Origin of the sequence: Alcanivorax sp. IL2 (assembly GCF_047495475.1) — a bacterium.
In the GTDB taxonomy this organism is placed as follows: domain Bacteria; phylum Pseudomonadota; class Gammaproteobacteria; order Pseudomonadales; family Alcanivoracaceae; genus Alcanivorax.
Genome location: NZ_CP179932.1, coordinates 1,531,940 through 1,550,532, shown reverse-complemented (window position 1 = coordinate 1,550,532; position 18,593 = coordinate 1,531,940). Strand labels below are relative to the sequence as shown.

Sequence of the window (18,593 nt, the reverse complement as noted above, 5' to 3'; positions counted from 1 at the left end):
GGCGCCGTGGCAGACAGTGCACCAGCTATTTTAGCGGGTGCGCGGGCAGAGTTCTTCGTCAGAGAAGAAGTAAGCCACTTCACGGGCAGCAGACTCGGCAGAGTCAGAGCCGTGTGCCGCATTTTCGTCAATGGTCTGAGCGAAATCGGCACGAATGGTTCCAGCTTCCGCGTCCTTCGGGTTGGTAGCACCCATCAGATCACGGTTCTTGGCCACGGCGTCTTCGCCTTCCAGAACCTGCACGATCACCGGACCGCTGGTCATGAAGGACACCAGATCCTTGAAGAAGGGGCGCTCCTTGTGCTCAGCGTAGAAACCACCAGCCTGCTCGTCGCTCAGGTGTACCATTTTCATGGCAACCACTTTCAGGTCGGCCTTCTCGAAACGGGATACGATGTCGCCAATTACGTTCTTGGCCACGGCATCAGGCTTGATGATAGAGAGGGTGCGCTCAACAGCCATCAGTCAGTTCACTCCAGAATTTACGTTAAATGGTCCCCGGGAACCCAAAACAAGCTCCCCCAGGCAGAGAAGGGGCAATCCGGCAACCTTGCGAACGCAAGAACCACAGCCACCCCTTTGGAACCGGCGGATTATACGCAAGCAGGGTGAATTATGATACCGTTGCCGCCCCGCCACGGGCCTGCCGCCCTGCCGCCACCGGGAGCCGGCCGAAAGCCCGCCTCTATAAGGTCGATGGTCGACAGCGCTCACGAATGGCGTATAATACCTGACTAAATTACTCTGGTATTCAACATCAGGCCCTGACCTATGAGCCAAGCTGAACTGGACAAACTGATTCGCTCCAACTACGAGGCCGGTTTCTCCACCACGGTGGACACCGAAACCCTGCCCCCCGGGCTGAGCGAGGAAGTCATCCGATTCCTGTCCGCCAAGAAAGAAGAGCCGGAATGGATGCTCGAATGGCGCCTGGACAGCTACCGCAAATGGCAGGAAATGCCCTCCCCTGGCTGGGCCCACCTGCACCACGATCCTATCGACTTCAACAAGGTGTCCTACTATTCCAAGCCCAAGAGCCTGGATGACGCCCCGAAGAGTCTCGATGAGGTGGACCCGGAGCTGCTCGCCACCTATGAAAAACTGGGCATCCCTCTGCATGAGCAGGAAATGCTCGCCGGCGTTGCCGTGGATGTGGTGTTCGACTCCTCCTCCGTCTTTACCACCTTCAAAGAGAAGCTATGGGAAGCCGGGGTGATCTTCTGCTCCATCTCCGAGGCGATCCAGAATCACCCGGAGCTGATCAAGAAATACCTGGGGAGCGTGGTACCCAAGGGCGACAACTTCTATGCCGCGCTGAACAGTGCCGTGTTCTCTGATGGTTCCTTCGTCTATATCCCCAAGGGCGTGCGCTGCCCCATGGAGCTGTCCACCTACTTCCGTATCAACGAAGCCAACACCGGCCAGTTCGAGCGCACCCTGATCATCGCCGACGAAGGCAGCCATGTGAGCTACCTGGAAGGCTGCACCGCGCCCCAGCGGGACGAGAACCAGCTGCACGCGGCCGTGGTGGAGCTGGTCGCCCTGCCCGGCGCCGAGATCAAGTACTCCACGGTGCAGAACTGGTACCCGGGCGACGAAAACGGCAAAGGTGGCATCTACAACTTCGTCACCAAGCGCGGCGTCGCTCACGACAACAGCAAGATCAGCTGGACCCAGGTGGAAACCGGCTCCGCCATCACCTGGAAGTATCCGTCCGTGATCCTGCGTGGCGACAACAGCATCGGTGAATTCTACTCCGTGGCCCTGACCCGCCACATGCAGCAGGCGGACACCGGCACCAAGATGATCCACCTGGGCAAGAACACCAAGAGCACAATTATTTCCAAGGGCATCTCCGCCGGCCGCAGCAGCAACAGCTACCGCGGCCTGGTCCGGATCAGCCCACGGGCAGAAAACGCCCGCAACTTCACCCAGTGCGACTCCCTGCTGCTGGGCGATACCTGCGGCGCGCACACCTTCCCGTACATCGAGTCGAAAAACCCCTCGGCCACCATCGAACACGAGGCCACCACCTCCAAGGTGAGTGACGACCAGATGTTCCTGTGCCGCCAGCGCGGTATCGACCCGGAAAAAGCGGTCTCCATGATCGTGAACGGCTTCTGTAAAGAGGTGTTCAAGGAACTGCCCATGGAGTTCGCCGTGGAAGCGGGCAAGTTGCTGGAAGTGAGCCTGGAAGGAGCTGTGGGCTAAGGCCCACCCCTGAAAATGACACCGTAGGAGCCATGCTCGCATGGCGAACCATCGCGACACCTTCGCCATGCAAGCATAGCTCCTACAACACCCTGATTAACCGGGGCTGGAACACAGCCCAACCGAAAGGCGCATCAAAACATGCTGGAAATTCGTGATCTGCACGCCACCGTGGCGGACAAGCCGATTCTCAAAGGCCTGAACCTGACCGTTAAACCGGGCGAGGTGCACGCCATCATGGGCCCCAATGGCTCCGGCAAATCCACCCTGGCAAATGTGCTCGCCGGTCGTGACAACTATGCAATCACTGGCGGTGAAGCCCTGTTCGAAGGCAAGAGCCTGGCAGACCTGGAACCGGAAGAGCGCGCCCAGGCAGGCCTGTTCCTGGCCTTCCAGTACCCGGTGGAAATCCCCGGCGTCTCCAACATGGAATTTCTCAAGGCCGCACTGGAATCCGTGCGCACCGCCCAGGGCAAGGAAGAGTGGGACTCGGTCACCCTGCTCCGCCAGGCCCGCGCCGCCTGCAAACAGGTCAACCTGGATGCCAGCTTCCTCAAACGCGGCGTCAACGAAGGCTTTTCCGGCGGTGAGAAGAAGCGCAACGAAATCATGCAGATGCTGCTGATGGAGCCGAAACTGGCGCTGCTCGACGAAACCGATTCCGGGCTCGACATCGATGCCCTGCAAACCGTGGCCAAGGGCGTCAACTCCCTGCGCAGCCCGGAGCGCGGCATCGTGCTCGTGACCCACTATCAGCGTCTGCTGGACTACATCGTGCCGGACTTTGTGCACGTACTGTCCAACGGCCAGATCATCAAATCCGGTGGCAAGGAACTGGCCCTGGAGCTGGAGAAGAAAGGCTACGGCTGGCTCACAGGAGAAGAGGAGTCCGCATGACACTCTCTGCAAGCGACCTCGCCATTGACCTGAAAACCCAGGCCCTGGCCAACGCCCGCCGCCACGGTAGTGACGGCGATGCGCTGGCTGACCTGGAGGCTGCCAGCTTCCCGGAACGCAAAACCGAACGCTGGAAGTACACCTCGTTGCAGGCCCTGGCCGATGGCCACCTGAACGCGGTCGCCAACGGCGAGATCAGCCAGCCCCTGCCGGCACTGAGCGAGTTTGTGGTCACCATCAATAATGGCCAGCTGCAGGGCAGCACCCTGCCCGCCGGCGTCAATCTGCATCACGACGCGCCTGAGGTAAACGGCCTGCAGACCCCCTTTGCCGCCTATAACGGTGCCGTGTGCGGGCAGCCGGTAGTGCTGGAAGTGGCCGCCAATACCCGTATCGAGCAACCGATCCATGTGCAGATCCAGAGCGCCAGCGAGACACCGGCCCACTGCAACCCGCGGGTGATCGTCAAGCTCAATGCCGGCGCCGAGGCCACCGTGATCGAGCACTATCACGCCGAAGGCCAGGCGCTGACCAATGCAGTCACCGCCCTGATCACCGCCGACAACGCCACTCTGACCCACTACCGGTTGCAGGGCGAACAGGCCAATACCCTGCACATCGGCACCCTGATCATCGACCAGCAGGGCGTCGGCAAGGTAGACAGCTACCAACTGATGACCGGCAACCGTCTGCGCCGCAACGACGTGCGCGCGCTGGTGAACAAGAGCGGTGCCGAGCTGAACATGAAAGGCATCTTCGTGGTCCGCGACCAGAGCCACGTGGACAACCAGCTGTGCGTGGAACACGCGGTGCCCAACTGCCAGTCCGATCAGAACTTCAGAGGCCTGGCCGGTGAAAGCGGCAAGGCGGTCTTCAATGGCCGCATCCACATTCACCCCTTCGCCAGCGGCACCAATGCAGAGCTGTCCAACAAGAACCTGCTGCTCAACGCCGGTGCCGAGATCAACACCAAGCCGGAGCTGGAAATTTACAACGATGACGTGAAGTGTGCCCATGGCACCACCGTCGGCCAGCTGGATGCCGGCCAGCAGTTTTACCTGCAATCGCGCGGCATCCCCGCTGCCGAAGCCAAGCGCATGCTGAGCCTGGGCTTCGTTAACGAATTGCTGATGGCCCTGCCCGACGCGGCAGTGACCGAGTGGGCCCAGCCCTGGCTGGAAGCGGAACTGACCCATGCCAGCCCGGCAGGAGACGCCGCGTAATGACGTTTGATGTGGCAGCCCTTCGCGCGCAGTTCCCGATCCTGGATCAACAGGTCAACGGCAAGCCGCTGGTGTATCTGGATAACGGTGCGACCACCCAGAAACCGGAAGCGGTGCTGAACGTGCTGGAGCACTACTACCGCACGGTGAACTCCAATGTGCACCGCGGCGCCCATCATCTCAGCGACCTGGCTACCGGCCAGTTCGAGGGCGCCCGCGAGACCGTGGCCCGCTTCCTGAACGCCAGCCGCGACGAAATCCTGTGGACCAAGGGCACTACCGAGTCCATCAACATCGTTGCCCACTGCATCGGCCGTGAACGCCTTCAGCCCGGCGACGAGGTGCTGATCAGCACCAGCGAACACCACGCCAATATCGTGCCCTGGCAGCAGGTTTGCCTGGCCACCGGCGCCACCTTGAAAGTAATCCCGCTACGCGAGGATTGCAGTCTGGATCAGGACGCCTTCGACCAGCTGCTCACCGAGCGCACCAAAATCTTCGCCATCGGCCATGCCAGCAATGCCCTGGGCACCCTGAACCCGGTGCAGGAAATGGTCGCCAAGGCCCGTGAGGCAGGCGCCATTACCGTGATTGACGGCGCCCAGGCCGTGGCCCACTTCCCCGTGGACGTGCAGGCCCTGGACGTGGATTTCTACGCCTTCTCCGGCCACAAGCTGTTCGGTCCCACCGGCATCGGCGTCCTTTACGGCCGTCGCGAATTGCTGGAGGCCATGCCGCCCTACCAGACCGGTGGCGAAATGATCGAAACGGTGAGCTTCGAAAAGAGCACCTGGAACCAGTTGCCCTACAAATTCGAAGCCGGCACCCCCAACATTGCCGGGGCTATCGGCCTGGCGGCTGCCATCGACTGGTTCAATCAGCAGGACCGCGAGGCACTGCAAGCCCATGAAGATTCTCTTTTGGTCCACGCCACCAAACAGGCAGAGGCTTTCGATGGCTTGAAAATCATCGGCACCGCCGCCAATAAGGTCAGTGTGCTGTCCTTCCTGCTGGAAGGCGCTCACCCGGCGGATGTAGGCATGCTGCTGGATAAACAGGGTGTGGCGGTTCGCACCGGCCATCACTGCACCATGCCGCTGATGGACACCATGGGCATTCCAGGCACAGTCAGGGCTTCGTTCTCCATTTATAATACCCTTGATGAGGTGGATCGCCTGTTCGAGGCGCTGGAGAAGGTGAAGACCTTTCTCTGAGCCCGGCACACACCTCACCGTAGGAGCGTCGCTTGAGACGCGCACCCTGCTCTCGACAGGCCGTGCCAAGTACGATTCGCGTCTAAAGCGACGCTCCTGCGGCAATATCAACCATGCGCTAATGCAAGGTAGGTAATTTCATGACAGTTCAGACATTCCAACCTGGCCAGGTCACCCTTAACCTGACCGAGGCTGCCAACAAACAGGCCCTGCGGGAAATCCAGCGAGCCAGTGCCAGCGGCATCCGTCTGGATCTGGACGAATCCGGCTGCTCCGGGTTTATGTACACCCTGGACTTTGTGGAACAACCCAAAGACGGCGACAAGCTTTTCGAGATCGACGGCGTCAACCTGTATGTGCCGGAAAAGTGGCTGCCCATGCTCAACGGCCTGGTCATCGACTACGTCACCGAAGGCGTCAACAGCCTGTTCAAGTTCCGCAATCCCAACGCCACCGGTGAGTGCGGCTGCGGCGAGAGCTTTACGGTAGACGAGGTCTGAGTTGGCGCAAGATCAGAGAACCGTCGTCGTCCAGCGTGATGTACCGGCCCGCAAGGTGCCGGACGGCACCCGCATCACCATCCCCAAGAACAGCTTCGTCAATCTGCGCCAGGCCCTGGGTGGCACCTACACGGTGACCATCAATGGCAACATGGCGCGCATCGACGGCACCGACGCGGACGCCATCGGCCAGGAACCCCTGGAGCTGAACTTTGCGCCGGCCAACGGCGACGGCAGCGTACGCCAGGAAGACCTGGACAACACCCTGCAGACCATCTTCGACCCGGAGATTCCGGTCAGCATCAAGGAGCTGGGTTTGGTCTACGGCTGCGATGTGATTCAGCGAGATGGCGAACAGGTAGTGCAGGTGCGCATGACCCTCACTGCCCCCAACTGCGGCATGGGCCCGGTACTGGTGGGCGATGTGGAAGACCGGCTCAGTAAAGTCCCCAACGTGGACAAGGTGGAAGTGGCCCTGGTGTTCGATCCGCCCTGGAGCCGCGATATGATGAGTGAAGAGGCTCAACTCGAGCTGGGAATGTTTTAAAGCAGCCGCTAGCTGCGAGCTTCTAGCTGCCAGGAAAGCCGGGTTAGCTCTTAGCTAGAAGCTAGCCGCTAGAAGCTATTTCGGAGTGCAAGCGACGTGTTCGATATCCACAGCATCACCCTTGGCGAAAAGATTACCGCTGAGGACATCAGTGAAGACCTGGAATTCCTGGATGACTGGGAAGAACGCTATCGCTATATCATCGATCTGGGCAAGCAACTGCCCGAGCTGCCCGATGAGCTGAAAACCGAAGACCGTTTTGTGCGCGGCTGCCAGAGCCAGGTGTGGCTGGAAACCCATTACGACAGCGACGCTGACACCCTTTACATGGCAGTGGATTCTGACGCCCTGATCGTAAAGGGCCTGGCCGCCATCGTACTGGCCGCCCTGAACCGCCAGTCCCCCCAGGCCATCCACGATTACGACATGGATGCCTTCTTCGACCGCATCGACCTGCTCAATCACCTCAGCCCCACTCGCGGCAACGGCCTGCGCGCCATGGTCGGCAAGATCAAACAACAGGCCCAGTCACTGACTGCCTAGCTCCCGCTACACAAAAAGCATTTTCACCACAGAGGACACAGAGAAAGGATGTTTATCCTCCGTGAACTCTGTGTCCTCTGTGGTAAATCGCTTTTGACTTGGTTCTGGAACTGTCGTCCGAGAAGACGGTACTACACCACGTCCGCCTTACACCGCCTCCAGCGCTTGTTGCGTCTTATTCGGCTGGATATGGAACACAAACCGCTGCTCCCCGCCCTCACCCGCTTCCGAGCCAAGCAGGCTGGCGGTTTCATTGAAATAGGCGGCAACCCCTTTCACCGAGCCATGAATCATCGCCGCCATATTGCGGTGGGAACGGTAGTGGATTTCCAGGGTATCGTCGCCGCGCTTGTGCACCTCGATATTCGGCGCCGTCGCAGCCGGGTCCTTCAGTCGCAGAATGCGCTCGTGAATCTGCTGCATGTTGAGCAGAAATGTCATCGCGTCCCAGCGGGCAGGAATCATCGGCTGGTACATGGTAATCAGCGGGCCGATCACCCACTCCCCAAAATCTGCCAGCAGGTCATCCCGGCGTAGCCCGGTAGCCGATTCAGCCGCTCGTAGCAGCGCTTCCATTTCCTCATCCGGATACAGCGCCACCGGCAGGTAGGTCTTGCCCTGCAATCCCGCCGTGGAGACCACTTCCCCCCAGGCGTCAGTGCCGATGAACTCATCCAGATACCGCTTGAAATTGGTCACGATCACGCCATGCATGTCACTACTCCCGAGCCGGCTCTCCCTGTTCCTTTATATGAGCAAGAGCTGTGCCGCATGCACGACCGTCCAACCAGCCCGCACCACCACTGGCCCGGCGAATGTCTACCCATTCACAGCCAGGTGACATAGCCGGTCACATTTTTCTGTTTTTGCGCGATTTGCAGCCCTGGCGGGCAAAGTATGGGAGGGCAGGCACCGTTGGAGCTTTGCTCGCAAGGCGAAGACGGTGGCACCAATCCGCCAGGAATTCGCCTTGCCAGCAAGGCTCCTGCAACGCCTAACAAATCGGAGAAATACGAAAAGCCGCCATCCGGAAATGGCGGCTGTCATTGCGAACCAGAAATCAGACCACGTCCCGCTGCGCCTGCTCAGCAGCGGTGATCCGCATGATGAACGTCCTGTGGGTACCCACCACCCGCTTCTCCTCCATCAGCGTCGCCTTCTGGCCATAATAATCGGCCACACCATACACACACCCCAGCGCCAGGTAGCTCATATCCCGATGGGATTGATACTCCACCTCCAGCAGCCCCGGGGAAATTTCCGACACATTGATATGCGGTGGCTTGGCGCTGGCATCTTTCATGCGCACCACCCGCTCGTGAATCCGGTCATCGATGTTTTTCAGGAAGGTTACCGCATCCCAGTCCTCGGGAATAAAGGAGCGGTACATTTTCATCAGTGGGGGAATCACCCAGGCACCGAAATCCTTGAGAATATCATCACGGCTTTGGCCGGTGACCTCCACCGCCGCCGCCAACAGATCATCCAGATCGCTGTCCGGGTACATGCTGATAGGAATAAAGGCCTTGCCGGGCAGCCCGGCCTTGTCACGCAGAGTGTCCCAGGCATCCTCGCCCAGTTTTTCCTCCACGTATTTTTTCAGATTGGAAATAATGACGCCGTGCATGGAGCCCCCTCCCATTCAGGTGTTTATCCACCATAGCAGGGAGGCACTACCGTACTGAAAACCGCTCGGAGTATAAAACCCGCCGCCGGTTCGGATTAACCCGCCACCTTTCTCAGTCGCTGGATGACCTCGGTCACGTTCTCGATCACCCGGTCGATATCCACTTCTGAGGTAAAGCGACCCACCGAGAAGCGGATGGAACCATGGGCCAGGGCATCCGGCACGCCCATGGCCTTGAGCACATAGGACGGCTCCAGGGACGCAGAGGTACAGGCAGAGCCGGAGGACACCGCCGCCTGATTCATGGCGGTCAACAGCATTTCACCATCCACCCCGGCAAAGGCCACATTGAGATGCCCCGGCAAGCGCGGCGCACCCTCACCATTGATGCTCACCCCGTCCAGCTGGCTGATGCCCTGCCACAAACGATCACGTAGCCCGGCAATACGCGGCCCTTCCTCATCCCGCAAACGGGCTGCCAGGGCAACCGCTTCGCCCATACCGACGATCTGGTGGGTCGCCAGGGTACCGGAGCGCATGCCCCGCTCGTGGCCGCCACCATGAATCTGGGCCGCCACCTTCACATCCGGCGAGCGGCGCACATATAACGCGCCAATGCCCTTCGGGCCATAAATCTTGTGCGCGCACACGGACAACAGATCCACCTGCAGGGTCTGCACATTCAGATCCAGCTTGCCCACACTCTGGGCCGCATCGGTATGGAACAACACGCCATTGTCGCGGCATAGGGCGCCGATAGCGGCGATATCGTTGATCACCCCGGTCTCGTTGTTGGCGTGCATCACACTCACCAGCACGGTGTCCTCACGGAGCGCCTCGGCCACGCGCTGCGGATCGATACGGCCATCCGCAGCGGGTTTCAGGTAGGTCACCGGGTGGCCCTGCTTTTCCAGCCAGCCACAGGCATCCAGTACCGCCTTGTGCTCGGTGGCACTGGTAATCACATGGCCACCACCACGGGCGTCGATCACGCCCTTGATGGCCAGGTTGTTGGCCTCAGTGGCACCGCTGGTCCAGACGATCTCCCGTGGGTCAGCCTGCAACAGATCCGCCACCTGGCGGCGGGCGGATTCCACCGCTTCCTCTGCCAACCAGCCATAAAGGTGGCTGCGCGAGGCCGGATTGGCGAATGTCCCTTCGGGACCGAGATGACGGACCATCACATCAACCACCGCCGGGTCTACCGGGGTAGTTGCCGCGTAGTCGAGATAGACGGCTTGGCTCATGGCGACTTGGCTTGTGGCGATTGAGGTTGGCGAACAACAGAGAGGAGATTATACCTGAATCCACACCGTCATCGTGGCTGCCGGGCAACGGGTGTGCTGTGCCGGCAAACGCTGACGATGAGGATTCAGAAGCAGCTTATACGCTACTGACGGGCAGGCGCTGATGCTGACGATCCTGACGCTGGGCCACCTGCTTCACTTCCTGGCGAGCCACCAGCTCCCCCAGGGAGATACCGCCCAGAAAGGCCTGTATCTGATCTGACAGATCACACCACAGGTGATGGGTCAGGCAGGTATCGCCTTCCTGGCAATCCCCGTGGCCGCCGCAACGGGTGGCATCCACAGACTCGTCCACCGCCGCGATCACCGCCGCCACATCAATATCCTCACTGGCCCGGCTGAGCTGGTAGCCCCCGCCCGGCCCGCGCACGCTGTTCACCAGGCCATTACGGCGCAACTTGGCGAACAACTGCTCCAGATAAGAGATGGATATACCCTGACGATCGGAAATATCCGCCAGCGACACCGGGCCCGAAGCCGCATGCAATGCCAGATCCAGCATCGCCGTCACCGCGTAGCGACCTTTTGTAGTCAACCGCATATCCACACCCTTATTGCGTGTATTTGACGTGAAGCGTAGTAATCCTGAGCAATTTGGTCAAGTATTAACGGATAACAATTAAGAATCATTTTCATTTGATGCGCAACTATGGCAGATATCCCCTTTCTCTGCCAACAACTGGTCAAACATTGCCCACAAAGGCACCCAGCGCTTGACACCCACCCCTCCCTCGCGGAAAATTCGCGACCTCAAATGGCAAGGTAGCTCAGCTGGTTAGAGCACAGCACTCATAATGCTGGGGTCGGCGGTTCAAGTCCGCCCCTTGCTACCAGATAAAGAAAAAGGGGCCTGACGGAAACGTCAGGCCCCTTTTTTGTTTGTGCTCTTCAAGTCCTACCCACGTCAGCGAGAAGACCAAAGTCTTCTGGCCCATTACGGCACGATTACGCTCGCGTTCTTAACGAACCCTAGAACCCGGAAATTACTCAAATATGAGTAAAAAGGGGCTAAATTAGTGGGTTTTACTCATATTTGAGTAGATACAAAGTTAACAGTCATCAAACCAACAGCAGCGAGCCCCAACACTACGCATCATCGTTTCGGAATGAATACGTGGATGGCTCGAGCCTGAAAAGAATATCGGACAACCGGATCTGGTACGTGAGACAGTCTCTTCCCAAGCTTTCACGCATTGCTCTGCACAAATTGGTGTACGCGATAATCTCCTGCTCTTTTTCAAGAGTCCCGCCTTGCAACCAGAAGCTCTCTAACGCCTCTACCACTGCTGCACCAGCGCACACACAGATACGCGCCTTTGCGTCGTTAAGAGCCGCTAACTCGGCGATCTCATCTTGAGTTATTCCTGAACGCCTAGCTGACACCAAGAGCGAAGTGGCTTTCAGAAAGTCCGTGTAAGCATCCAGGCGCATTTTTGCCAGCTCATCATTCCGGCTCTTTTTTTCGGATAGAACATGGCCAAACACGGCACCTATCAGTCCCGTAATAAGCGATAGAATTGCTGCAAGTGTAACTGTCATAGAGACCCGCCAAGTTGTGAAAATCTTGTTGTTTGCTGAAAACGCACGAATCAAGACCTGACCCCGAGCACTACGGTCCTTGCTATCAGATAAAGAGAAAAGGGTTAGAGAGCGACCTCTAACCCCTTTTTGTTTGTGGTTACCTACATTTCGCCCACAGGTTGCCCCACCAAGACCGCTTGCGACTCTTCAAAATCTCGTCTCTTAGCTCTAGAGGCATGTAATTTGGGAAATGTCCTTCGCGATACTTTAATTTTGCGATATCGATTAAACGCTCTTGGGATAATAAAAGCTTTTCCTCGCATTCAAGGACAAAAGCCTTCAACGTCTGAGCATAATTGATGCTTTCGTTGTAGATAAGATCCCCTAAACCATCCAGTATATCCGCCTTAGTTGCCTGCTTTTCGTGAAGACCAGATTTCAAGGCTGCCGGACGCATAACTTCAGAATAATGTGCAGACCTCAATTCTATTGTTTTGAGCATCTGAGCGAAGTTGTACTGATTAGTAGACAAGCTCAGCAAAACATCAGGGTCCTTGGACTCGATTAAAAAATCCAACTCGCCTGGGTCAATATCCATCGCAGGGGAATGGTAAATATTTATAGGCGGCATCATAAAAGCCATTGCAACGTCACTATTCATATAACCCTGAATACTTTTTCTCACAAGATTAACAGTATTCCTCATAACTCCGATCTTAAACAAAACCTTTCTTATGCTTTTAATTTCCCGCTCCCTATTTCTATATGAGTCGAGATAGAAATTAAAACGAAATGCGGTAAAAGCACCAACAAAAACCGAAAACACACTAACAAAAAAATCATGCATTGCCTGCTCCTTCCATCCTAAGGAGGAACCAAATACCCACAACAAAAAAAACAAAGCAACAAGACTTGTCACAGCGATAAAAACTCTTTTAATGCCAATTAAATATTTCATTCAAAAATCAAACCAATGAATTAGAAGAACATAGCGCAACAACATAAAGCACATAATCAGGACTAAGATGAAAATACCTAATTGTTATTGTGCTATTGCCATGACCTAGGGTTCGTTGCAGGAAAAGAATATCACCACCATTCATCATGTAATGACTTGCGAAACCATGGCGGAGAATGTGGGACATTTGCTGGGGGATCTGGAAGCCTGCTCGTTTATAAGCCGATCGAAAAGCATCGCGACAGGGGTTAAAGAGTCGCCCAGGAGCAGGATTGACTACAGCCTTTATCTGGCTCAATACGTTATCCGCGATGGGTGCCGCCCTACTCTTCCCGATTTTGGTATTCTCCCCTTCATATAGCGCTTTGGCCGGTAGCAGCTCTGTCCATCTCAGCTTTTTCGCCTCCCCCCATCTCGGCCAAGTCGTGATGTACTTTATTTGAGGTCGCTGACCGCTTCATAGGCGGATCAAACACAAGCACTGCTTAATAATAATTACGAGTCAGATACTAAGCTAGCTTGGAGACTATCCAAGAGAGGAGATATCTTATTGTAACTTTCCTTAAACTCATCCCTATCTAATAACCCAAGCTTGGTCATTGGCGATATAGTGTGGCCATCGTAATCAAAGCCATGCAAATCCACAGTACCTAAAATTAGCTGATATTCACTCGGCGTATTCCTAAAAATAAAATTGATTATTTTATTTCTATTTACGGCATCCTGATCTTGCTGATTTGGCGAATCAATAACCAGAGGAAAAATCGGCAGGGAGGTGAACTCTTTAGACGTAAAGAGAATAGCATAGTAATAAGCCAGCAAGGCTCGCGGTGTATCGCTACCTTGAGATTTAACTGATAATGGAATATCACTAAACCCTCCGGAATTAAGGGTGTGGACATTTAGCTTTATTAAAAACTGGTCAATAAGGGCATTAAACCTGCTAACAATTAAGTCTTTACGCTCCTTGTTGTTCAATTTTGACCGGTCAGACTCAAAGACTGATTTTTCCTCTTCAATTTCAAAAATCTGAGCTCTATAGTTGCTCTGACTACGGTTGAAAATTTCTTTAACCTGTTTGGAGCTTTCATTTTGAATAAGGTCTTTCAGACGAACCTTGCCTTTCTTCTCATTTAGCAGGGAAGTGATTTCACGGACTTTAGCAACTTGCAGGTTAAGTTGATTTTCCAGCTTAGCGACCTCCTTAGAAATTTTCTTTTTGTCTTCTAAGTAGTCAGAAAGAAGGCTGCGGCACGTGTCGACGTCTTCCAACAGAGCGAATCGTGAAACCATAGAATTTTCATAGGTCGCATTACAGGTGGGGCAAGTAATTTCACCATCAAGCTCATTTAGTGAATGCTCATAGTCTTTATTGATAGCCCGAATAGATTTACTAACTAGAGCAATCTCATTGTCGACAAATACTTCTTTATTCTTTTGCTTGACAAGATTCTTCCTGTACTCATTTTCCTTGTTTTTCAGAACCTCCAATTTCACAAGAAGTTGATCTATATCTTTCTTAAAAGCTTTAATATCAATATCGAAAAAAGATTTAGGAATATGTTTTTCTACAGCGCTCCTGGCGGACTTAAGAACCCCTGATTCATTTTTAAGGATTGTTAACTTGGCTGAAAGCTGATCTATTTTCTCGGACAAAAGAAAATACTCATTCGGTCTTATACCAGTAACGAAATTAATCAAATCTCTTTTGAATCCGCTGAACACACCGAGACCTTCAAATGAGTCCCATGGTTTTGTCCAGCTTTTATCTTGATCTATATAAAAAGGCAGAAACTGAATAGCCGGCGAAACAGGTATTCTTTGATTTGTTTGGGATTGTTTGAGCTTTAGTTTGTTATTAAAAAGCTTAGCAAAGTGAGGAGAAAGACCTTTAACAATACTGTTGAAAGATTGAATGAGATGGCCATTTTCATCAAAGAGGCCAAAATGATCTCTGGAGCGAAGCATCATGTAGTTTTTATTGCTGTATGAAAATGTAAGCAAGCTAATAGCGTCAGCTTTTTCCCATACACCATCAAAATGAACATCAGCCCCAAGGGAGTGATAGATTGACTTAATAATGGAGGATTTACCTACGTCATTCTCGCCTGTTATTAGGTTTCTTTGCGGGTGGAACGTCACTGTTTTTGCGGATTTCTCCGGTATCGACAGAATTGTTAGTTTCTTTATTAATAGCTGTTTTCGTTCCATTTTTTCGCAAATACCTTACAAGTTTTTTAAAATTATAACTGTTCACAGTATTGCCACAGAATGATGGAGTTTATGTAGTGGCCATCAAAAATACTTCCCACTTTTGACAGCTTTCCAGATATTTCTTTTCTAATTATCAAAATCACATCTTTAAAGGGTGGACTATCACCTAGCGAGGTTTTTCTCACTGCATCAGAAATGTCGCTTTCAAGGCTCTTCAGGGCATTATTGTCATAATCCAATCTATCAGTAGTGTATTTTTTCCAGCTACGCTGAAGTTTTATTAGCTCCTGAGGGGCGACCCCTTCATTTTGCAGCTGACATTTAATAATGTCCCAATTGTCGGCACCACTACTAGATCGGTTTACTCGATAAACAAAATCCTCTATTTCAGATTTAGTTATGCATTTATTACGAATCAAATCGTCAAATGATGTTATTTGATCTGACGGATAATTATTTTTTATTTTAATCTGGTCAGATATGGACTGATACCAAGGTGATACGGGGATATTATGTTCGATACCAAATAAGCTTTCAAAAAAGTTATGCAGAATACCCCGGATGTGTTTTTCATGGTCATCCACACTCAGGGTGCTTTGCTCTAGCCGGAGGGCGCTTAAATCCACAGTGCCATTCCCCAGCTGCGCCTGGACTGCACTTGTTATCTTATCTTGCTCTTTCTTTTCTAACTCATTAGCAATTGTAATAGGCGCTGGGTCAGTGAATGAAAAATAAGCATTGGTTACAAAGCGTAGTTGGCTGCTGTGCTCCGAGAAGTTTTTCTTATTTTCGTAAAGTTTACCGATTATTGATAGCTTATCTGGATTGCCGTTTTTGCCTTTTTCAGACTTAGTAAGTTGATTCACAGACCACTTCTGACCAGTTGTCTTTGTTTTCACTTGGACAAATTGCAGGCTAGATGGATTATCTTCTGAATCAAGTATTAATATGTCATCGTGAAACTCAAAGGCAAAGACATAATCCTTTCCTTGCAAATGATATTCGATCAGTTCTGCTAAAGCCCAGTTTCTCTGATATGCAAATCTTGCAGGGGAGCGATAGCCTGCAGTTTCAGTTTGATTCACTGTAATTAGGTCAGACTGAATTTTACTGTGCATTTTAAGAAGCCCAATTAGCAGTAAGGCATAACTGTTTTTTTGAACCGTAGCCAGTTGTCTCTATCAATTCAGTTTCCTTTTGGTTGAACCCCAGCATTAAGGGTCAGTGCGAGAATCTGGGGTCAGACCTTGCCCGGCACCCCACAGAACCGAATATCAGCGACCAATCAGTTAAACCGATACTCCAGCCCCAGCGTATACGCCTCCACATCCACCTCATCCAGTGAATAGCGGTCCACACTGCCGCGGAATTTCAGGTTATCGAGGCCGTAAGTGAAGCCCGCGCCCCAGAAGCCGTCGGTGCCGTCTTCGTCGCTGCCGTGGTCGAATTCTGCATCCCAGCGCAGGGCGCCGGCGCGCAGGAACAGGTCGGTGCCGGTGGCGATGCGGGCCTTGCCGATGGCGGCGGCTTCGATGCCGGAGATATCGACTTCATTGCCGTCGCCGTAGTCACCCAGCCACACAGCGCCGCCTTCAACGCCGACGGAGAAGGTATCGCGTGCCAGGGGAAAGCTGACGCCACCCAGCAGCGAGAAGGTGGTATCCGTGGTATCGGCCCCGGAGGGGATATCCCGGTCATCCAGGTTGGTCCAGCCGCCTTTGAGGACGCCATAGACACTGTGAGAGGCAAAGACTGGGGTGGAAAGAGTGATAGCGCCGAGGATGGCGGTGGTAGCAAGCAAAAGGGTTTTCATGTGTCGCTCCCTGCGATCATTATTGATTCAGGTACGACTTTATCACGAGGCAGGAAGGATGCCAGAGGGACAAATACTGCTGCGGGCGCCTGAGTGTTCGCCTGTAAAGGTTTACTGCTCTCCGGTTGCAGACGTCAGGGTATGTCGCAAGATCAACAATACTTTCAGGGGCGGATCACGAAGTAGTAATCGCCGCTGAGTTTCAGCCGCATGCAGCCGTGATCATCGGGGAGATCGTTTTCCCACTCCACGTCCTGGACGCCCAGATCGAAGGCGGCGGTGTTGCGGGCAATGGCTTTGAGGCGCTCCACGTCGTTGGACTCGGTGATCAACACCGGGGGGATGGCAGCAGCGCTCTTTTCGCGAAACAGTCTCATCGTCTCTCTCCTCGCTGTGTCAAAGCAGCTACATCAAGGCCCATGGCGACCCTGCTTTGAGGTGACGACCGCTCAGTCCTTGTTCGGGGTGAGCCGGTATTTTTATTCGTGCGTTTTACCTTTGCTCTCTCTTGTTACCGGAAGCCTTTGCCAGGTGCAATAACCCAGTTTGCTCATATTCAAGAAAATGCGAATTCGGTCAAATGCCTGATTTAACAGTAAAAAAGCCTGCACAGGGCAGGCTTTTTATCAGGAAAATTAAGGGGTTAACCATTCGTCGGTCAGAGCATGATCAGGTGGTTTGGCAGCTCATTTTTTTGTTCCGTGGCAGGCACATGGGTGGCCAGTTTGTCGCCGCAGGCGGCCACGCATTCCTGGAAGCCCTCGGCCACCCGGCCGGCTTTCACCCGGGCGATGAAGGCATCCACGATGGTCTGCCACTCGCTGTCGTCCACATGACGGGCGATGCCCTGGTCCGCCAGGATTTCCACGTAGTGTTCCGCTTCGCTGACGAAGATCAGCAGACCCGTGCCGCCACGGGTGCGGTGCAGGCCCTGCTCCAGGAACGCCTGCCGGGCCAGGCCGGCGGCGCGCATGCGTTGCAGCCGACGCGGCACCACCCGGAACTGCACCGGCTTGAGCCGGAACAGTACCGCCAGCACCAGCAGTACGCCCCATTGCAGGAGCAGGCCTTCAAAGGGAGTCAGCCAGACCGGCAGAAACAGCAGTGCCACCGGCACCAGCAGCGACAGCAAGGCCGCCCACAGCAGGGTCACGTAGCGGTAATCGTCTGCCTGGCGAGCCAGTACCGTTACCAGCTCTGCGTCGGTGCGTTTTTCCTGTTCACCGATGGTCTGGGACAGGGTTTCCTGTGCGTTTTTATCCAGCAACATTACCAACCTCCCGAGGCGCCACCGCCTCCGAATCCACCACCGCCGCCGCCGAAGCCGCCGCCACCAAAACCACCACCGCCGCCGAAGCCGCCCATGGGCACCGGCAGGAACATACCGCCACGACGGCCACCCCGGCCTCCGCCGCCACCAAAGGACAGCAGGAAGGTAACCACGACCATGCCGATCAGGATCAGCAGGGCCTTGAGTCCACTGGGTTTGTTGCGGGGCTGACGTTCGCCTTGATATTCGCCCTTGATGGCCGACTGAATGGCGGTGACACCGGCCTGGATGCCGCCATAGAACTGACCCTGGCGGAAGGCGGGCAGGATTTCCTGCTGGATGATGACGCTGGAAAGCGCATCGGTGAGCACCCCTTCCAGGCCGTAACCCACTTCGATGCGCACCTTGCGATCCTTGGGGGCCACGATCAGCAGGACACCGTTATCGGATTCCTTGCTGCCGATGCCCCAGTGGCGGCCCAGCTGGTAACCATAATCGGCGATCTCATAACCTTGCAGATCAGCCAGGGTCACCACGACCACCTGGTTGGAGGTGTTTTGTTCCGCCGAGGCCAGTGCCTGGGTGAGGCTCTGGCGCTGGGCAGCGGTCATCAGGTTGGCGTTGTCCACCACCCGGCCGGTGAGTTCGGGAAATTCCGGCGCCGCCCACAGGGGCGACGACAGAAGCAGTATAAGCAGGGTAAATAAGCGCATTAGGGCCTGCTCCCGCTATTTTTGTAGCCCCTGCT

The 18,593-nt window shown here is 54.7% G+C and carries 21 protein-coding genes and 1 tRNA gene; 8 read left to right on the top strand and 14 right to left on the bottom strand.

Annotated features, from left to right (window positions below):
• Nucleotides 1-30 precede the first annotated feature (30 nt).
• The gene (ndk, locus tag ACMG4N_RS07320; protein WP_297770668.1) at nt 31-462 is read right to left on the bottom strand and encodes a nucleoside-diphosphate kinase; all 432 of its coding nucleotides are present in this window, start codon (nt 460-462) and stop codon (nt 31-33) included.
• Nucleotides 463-771: 309 nt separating this feature from the next.
• Between ndk and sufB the strand changes: the two genes are divergently transcribed.
• The 7 genes from sufB (at nt 772) to ACMG4N_RS07285 (ending at nt 7,135) form a co-directional block, all read left to right on the top strand.
• Nucleotides 772-2,211, top strand: coding sequence for a Fe-S cluster assembly protein SufB (gene sufB / locus ACMG4N_RS07315; RefSeq protein WP_035249097.1), 1,440 nt, complete (start codon nt 772-774; stop codon nt 2,209-2,211).
• 141 nt (nt 2,212-2,352) lie between these two features.
• Nucleotides 2,353-3,108, top strand: coding sequence for a Fe-S cluster assembly ATPase SufC (gene sufC / locus ACMG4N_RS07310; RefSeq protein WP_297770663.1), 756 nt, complete (start codon nt 2,353-2,355; stop codon nt 3,106-3,108).
• Nucleotides 3,105-4,331 carry a Fe-S cluster assembly protein SufD gene (gene sufD / locus ACMG4N_RS07305; RefSeq protein WP_297770659.1) on the top strand — a complete coding sequence of 409 codons (1,227 nt, stop codon included), beginning with the start codon at nt 3,105-3,107 and terminating at the stop codon, nt 4,329-4,331. Before sufC ends, sufD begins: the two co-directional genes overlap by 4 nt.
• Nucleotides 4,331-5,545 carry an aminotransferase class V-fold PLP-dependent enzyme gene (locus ACMG4N_RS07300; RefSeq protein ID WP_414433187.1) on the top strand — a complete coding sequence of 405 codons (1,215 nt, stop codon included), beginning with the start codon at nt 4,331-4,333 and terminating at the stop codon, nt 5,543-5,545. The genes sufD and ACMG4N_RS07300 overlap by 1 nt, the downstream gene beginning before the upstream one ends.
• Nucleotides 5,546-5,685: 140 nt before the next feature.
• The gene (locus tag ACMG4N_RS07295) at nt 5,686-6,045 is read left to right on the top strand and encodes a HesB/IscA family protein (RefSeq protein ID WP_414433186.1); all 360 of its coding nucleotides are present in this window, start codon (nt 5,686-5,688) and stop codon (nt 6,043-6,045) included.
• A 1-nt stretch (nt 6,046) separates the two neighbouring features.
• The gene (gene sufT, locus ACMG4N_RS07290) at nt 6,047-6,592 is read left to right on the top strand and encodes a putative Fe-S cluster assembly protein SufT (RefSeq protein ID WP_414433185.1); all 546 of its coding nucleotides are present in this window, start codon (nt 6,047-6,049) and stop codon (nt 6,590-6,592) included.
• Nucleotides 6,593-6,688: 96 nt separating this feature from the next.
• On the top strand, nt 6,689-7,135 hold the full coding sequence (locus tag ACMG4N_RS07285; protein ID WP_297770648.1) for a SufE family protein: 447 nt from the start codon (nt 6,689-6,691) through the stop codon (nt 7,133-7,135).
• A gap of 147 nt (nt 7,136-7,282) precedes the next feature.
• Here the strand turns inward: ACMG4N_RS07285 and ACMG4N_RS07280 are convergent, their stop codons facing one another.
• The 4 genes from ACMG4N_RS07280 to iscR form a co-directional block, all read right to left on the bottom strand.
• Nucleotides 7,283-7,849, bottom strand: coding sequence for a heme NO-binding domain-containing protein (locus ACMG4N_RS07280; RefSeq protein ID WP_297770645.1), 567 nt, complete (start codon nt 7,847-7,849; stop codon nt 7,283-7,285).
• Nucleotides 7,850-8,195: 346 nt separating this feature from the next.
• Nucleotides 8,196-8,762 (bottom strand): heme NO-binding domain-containing protein, encoded by a 567-nt coding sequence (locus tag ACMG4N_RS07275; protein WP_414433184.1) that lies wholly within the window; start codon nt 8,760-8,762, stop codon nt 8,196-8,198.
• Nucleotides 8,763-8,857: 95 nt separating this feature from the next.
• Nucleotides 8,858-10,009 carry an IscS subfamily cysteine desulfurase gene (locus tag ACMG4N_RS07270; protein ID WP_414433183.1) on the bottom strand — a complete coding sequence of 384 codons (1,152 nt, stop codon included), beginning with the start codon at nt 10,007-10,009 and terminating at the stop codon, nt 8,858-8,860.
• A gap of 136 nt (nt 10,010-10,145) precedes the next feature.
• Complete coding sequence (iscR, locus tag ACMG4N_RS07265; protein WP_297770636.1) at nt 10,146-10,610, bottom strand: Fe-S cluster assembly transcriptional regulator IscR; 465 nt, start codon at nt 10,608-10,610, stop codon at nt 10,146-10,148.
• Nucleotides 10,611-10,825: 215 nt separating this feature from the next.
• Here iscR and ACMG4N_RS07260 point away from each other — a divergent pair.
• A tRNA-Met gene (locus tag ACMG4N_RS07260) sits at nt 10,826-10,902 on the top strand.
• 253 nt (nt 10,903-11,155) lie between these two features.
• Here the strand turns inward: ACMG4N_RS07260 and ACMG4N_RS07255 are convergent.
• From ACMG4N_RS07255 to ACMG4N_RS07215, 9 genes are all read right to left on the bottom strand, one after another.
• Nucleotides 11,156-11,608, bottom strand: a complete 453-nt coding sequence (locus ACMG4N_RS07255) for a hypothetical protein (protein ID WP_414433182.1) — start codon at nt 11,606-11,608, stop codon at nt 11,156-11,158.
• Nucleotides 11,609-11,747: 139 nt separating this feature from the next.
• The gene (locus ACMG4N_RS07250) at nt 11,748-12,548 is read right to left on the bottom strand and encodes a hypothetical protein (protein WP_414433181.1); all 801 of its coding nucleotides are present in this window, start codon (nt 12,546-12,548) and stop codon (nt 11,748-11,750) included.
• A gap of 7 nt (nt 12,549-12,555) precedes the next feature.
• Nucleotides 12,556-12,978: a tyrosine-type recombinase/integrase gene (locus ACMG4N_RS07245; protein WP_414433308.1), complete on the bottom strand. Its 423-nt coding sequence runs from the start codon at nt 12,976-12,978 to the stop codon at nt 12,556-12,558.
• Nucleotides 12,979-13,043: 65 nt separating this feature from the next.
• A complete protein-coding gene (locus ACMG4N_RS07240) occupies nt 13,044-14,759 on the bottom strand; it encodes an AAA family ATPase (protein WP_414433180.1) in 1,716 nt (571 codons plus the stop codon).
• 32 nt (nt 14,760-14,791) lie between these two features.
• Nucleotides 14,792-15,880 carry a DUF4297 domain-containing protein gene (locus tag ACMG4N_RS07235; RefSeq protein WP_414433179.1) on the bottom strand — a complete coding sequence of 363 codons (1,089 nt, stop codon included), beginning with the start codon at nt 15,878-15,880 and terminating at the stop codon, nt 14,792-14,794.
• 167 nt (nt 15,881-16,047) lie between these two features.
• Nucleotides 16,048-16,575: a hypothetical protein gene (locus tag ACMG4N_RS07230; RefSeq protein ID WP_414433178.1), complete on the bottom strand. Its 528-nt coding sequence runs from the start codon at nt 16,573-16,575 to the stop codon at nt 16,048-16,050.
• Between the two features lie 164 nt (nt 16,576-16,739).
• Entirely contained in the window at nt 16,740-16,952 is a 213-nt protein-coding gene (locus tag ACMG4N_RS07225) for a hypothetical protein (RefSeq protein WP_035249117.1), read from the bottom strand.
• Nucleotides 16,953-17,233: 281 nt separating this feature from the next.
• On the bottom strand, nt 17,234-17,845 hold the full coding sequence (locus ACMG4N_RS07220; protein WP_297770621.1) for a TPM domain-containing protein: 612 nt from the start codon (nt 17,843-17,845) through the stop codon (nt 17,234-17,236).
• Nucleotides 17,845-18,558, bottom strand: coding sequence for a TPM domain-containing protein (locus tag ACMG4N_RS07215; RefSeq protein ID WP_297770618.1), 714 nt, complete (start codon nt 18,556-18,558; stop codon nt 17,845-17,847). Before ACMG4N_RS07215 ends, ACMG4N_RS07220 begins: the two co-directional genes overlap by 1 nt.
• Nucleotides 18,559-18,593 lie beyond the last annotated feature (35 nt).

Bases quoted from the DNA above. Each gene is read 5' to 3' on its own strand.
- ndk (WP_297770668.1), bottom strand. From the start codon at position 462: ATGGCTGTTGAGCGCACCCTCTCTATCATCAAGCCTGATGCCGTGGCC.
- sufB (WP_035249097.1), top strand. From the start codon at position 772: ATGAGCCAAGCTGAACTGGACAAACTGATTCGCTCCAACTACGAGGCC.
- sufC (WP_297770663.1), top strand. From the start codon at position 2,353: ATGCTGGAAATTCGTGATCTGCACGCCACCGTGGCGGACAAGCCGATT.
- sufD (WP_297770659.1), top strand. From the start codon at position 3,105: ATGACACTCTCTGCAAGCGACCTCGCCATTGACCTGAAAACCCAGGCC.
- ACMG4N_RS07300 (WP_414433187.1), top strand. From the start codon at position 4,331: ATGACGTTTGATGTGGCAGCCCTTCGCGCGCAGTTCCCGATCCTGGAT.
- ACMG4N_RS07295 (WP_414433186.1), top strand. From the start codon at position 5,686: ATGACAGTTCAGACATTCCAACCTGGCCAGGTCACCCTTAACCTGACC.
- ACMG4N_RS07280 (WP_297770645.1), bottom strand. From the start codon at position 7,849: ATGCATGGCGTGATCGTGACCAATTTCAAGCGGTATCTGGATGAGTTC.
- ACMG4N_RS07275 (WP_414433184.1), bottom strand. From the start codon at position 8,762: ATGCACGGCGTCATTATTTCCAATCTGAAAAAATACGTGGAGGAAAAA.
- ACMG4N_RS07270 (WP_414433183.1), bottom strand. From the start codon at position 10,009: ATGAGCCAAGCCGTCTATCTCGACTACGCGGCAACTACCCCGGTAGAC.
- iscR (WP_297770636.1), bottom strand. From the start codon at position 10,610: ATGCGGTTGACTACAAAAGGTCGCTACGCGGTGACGGCGATGCTGGAT.
- ACMG4N_RS07255 (WP_414433182.1), bottom strand. From the start codon at position 11,608: ATGACAGTTACACTTGCAGCAATTCTATCGCTTATTACGGGACTGATA.
- ACMG4N_RS07250 (WP_414433181.1), bottom strand. From the start codon at position 12,548: ATGAAATATTTAATTGGCATTAAAAGAGTTTTTATCGCTGTGACAAGT.
- ACMG4N_RS07240 (WP_414433180.1), bottom strand. From the start codon at position 14,759: ATGGAACGAAAACAGCTATTAATAAAGAAACTAACAATTCTGTCGATA.
- ACMG4N_RS07235 (WP_414433179.1), bottom strand. From the start codon at position 15,880: ATGCACAGTAAAATTCAGTCTGACCTAATTACAGTGAATCAAACTGAA.
- ACMG4N_RS07230 (WP_414433178.1), bottom strand. From the start codon at position 16,575: ATGAAAACCCTTTTGCTTGCTACCACCGCCATCCTCGGCGCTATCACT.
- ACMG4N_RS07225 (WP_035249117.1), bottom strand. From the start codon at position 16,952: ATGAGACTGTTTCGCGAAAAGAGCGCTGCTGCCATCCCCCCGGTGTTG.
- ACMG4N_RS07220 (WP_297770621.1), bottom strand. From the start codon at position 17,845: ATGTTGCTGGATAAAAACGCACAGGAAACCCTGTCCCAGACCATCGGT.
- ACMG4N_RS07215 (WP_297770618.1), bottom strand. From the start codon at position 18,558: ATGCGCTTATTTACCCTGCTTATACTGCTTCTGTCGTCGCCCCTGTGG.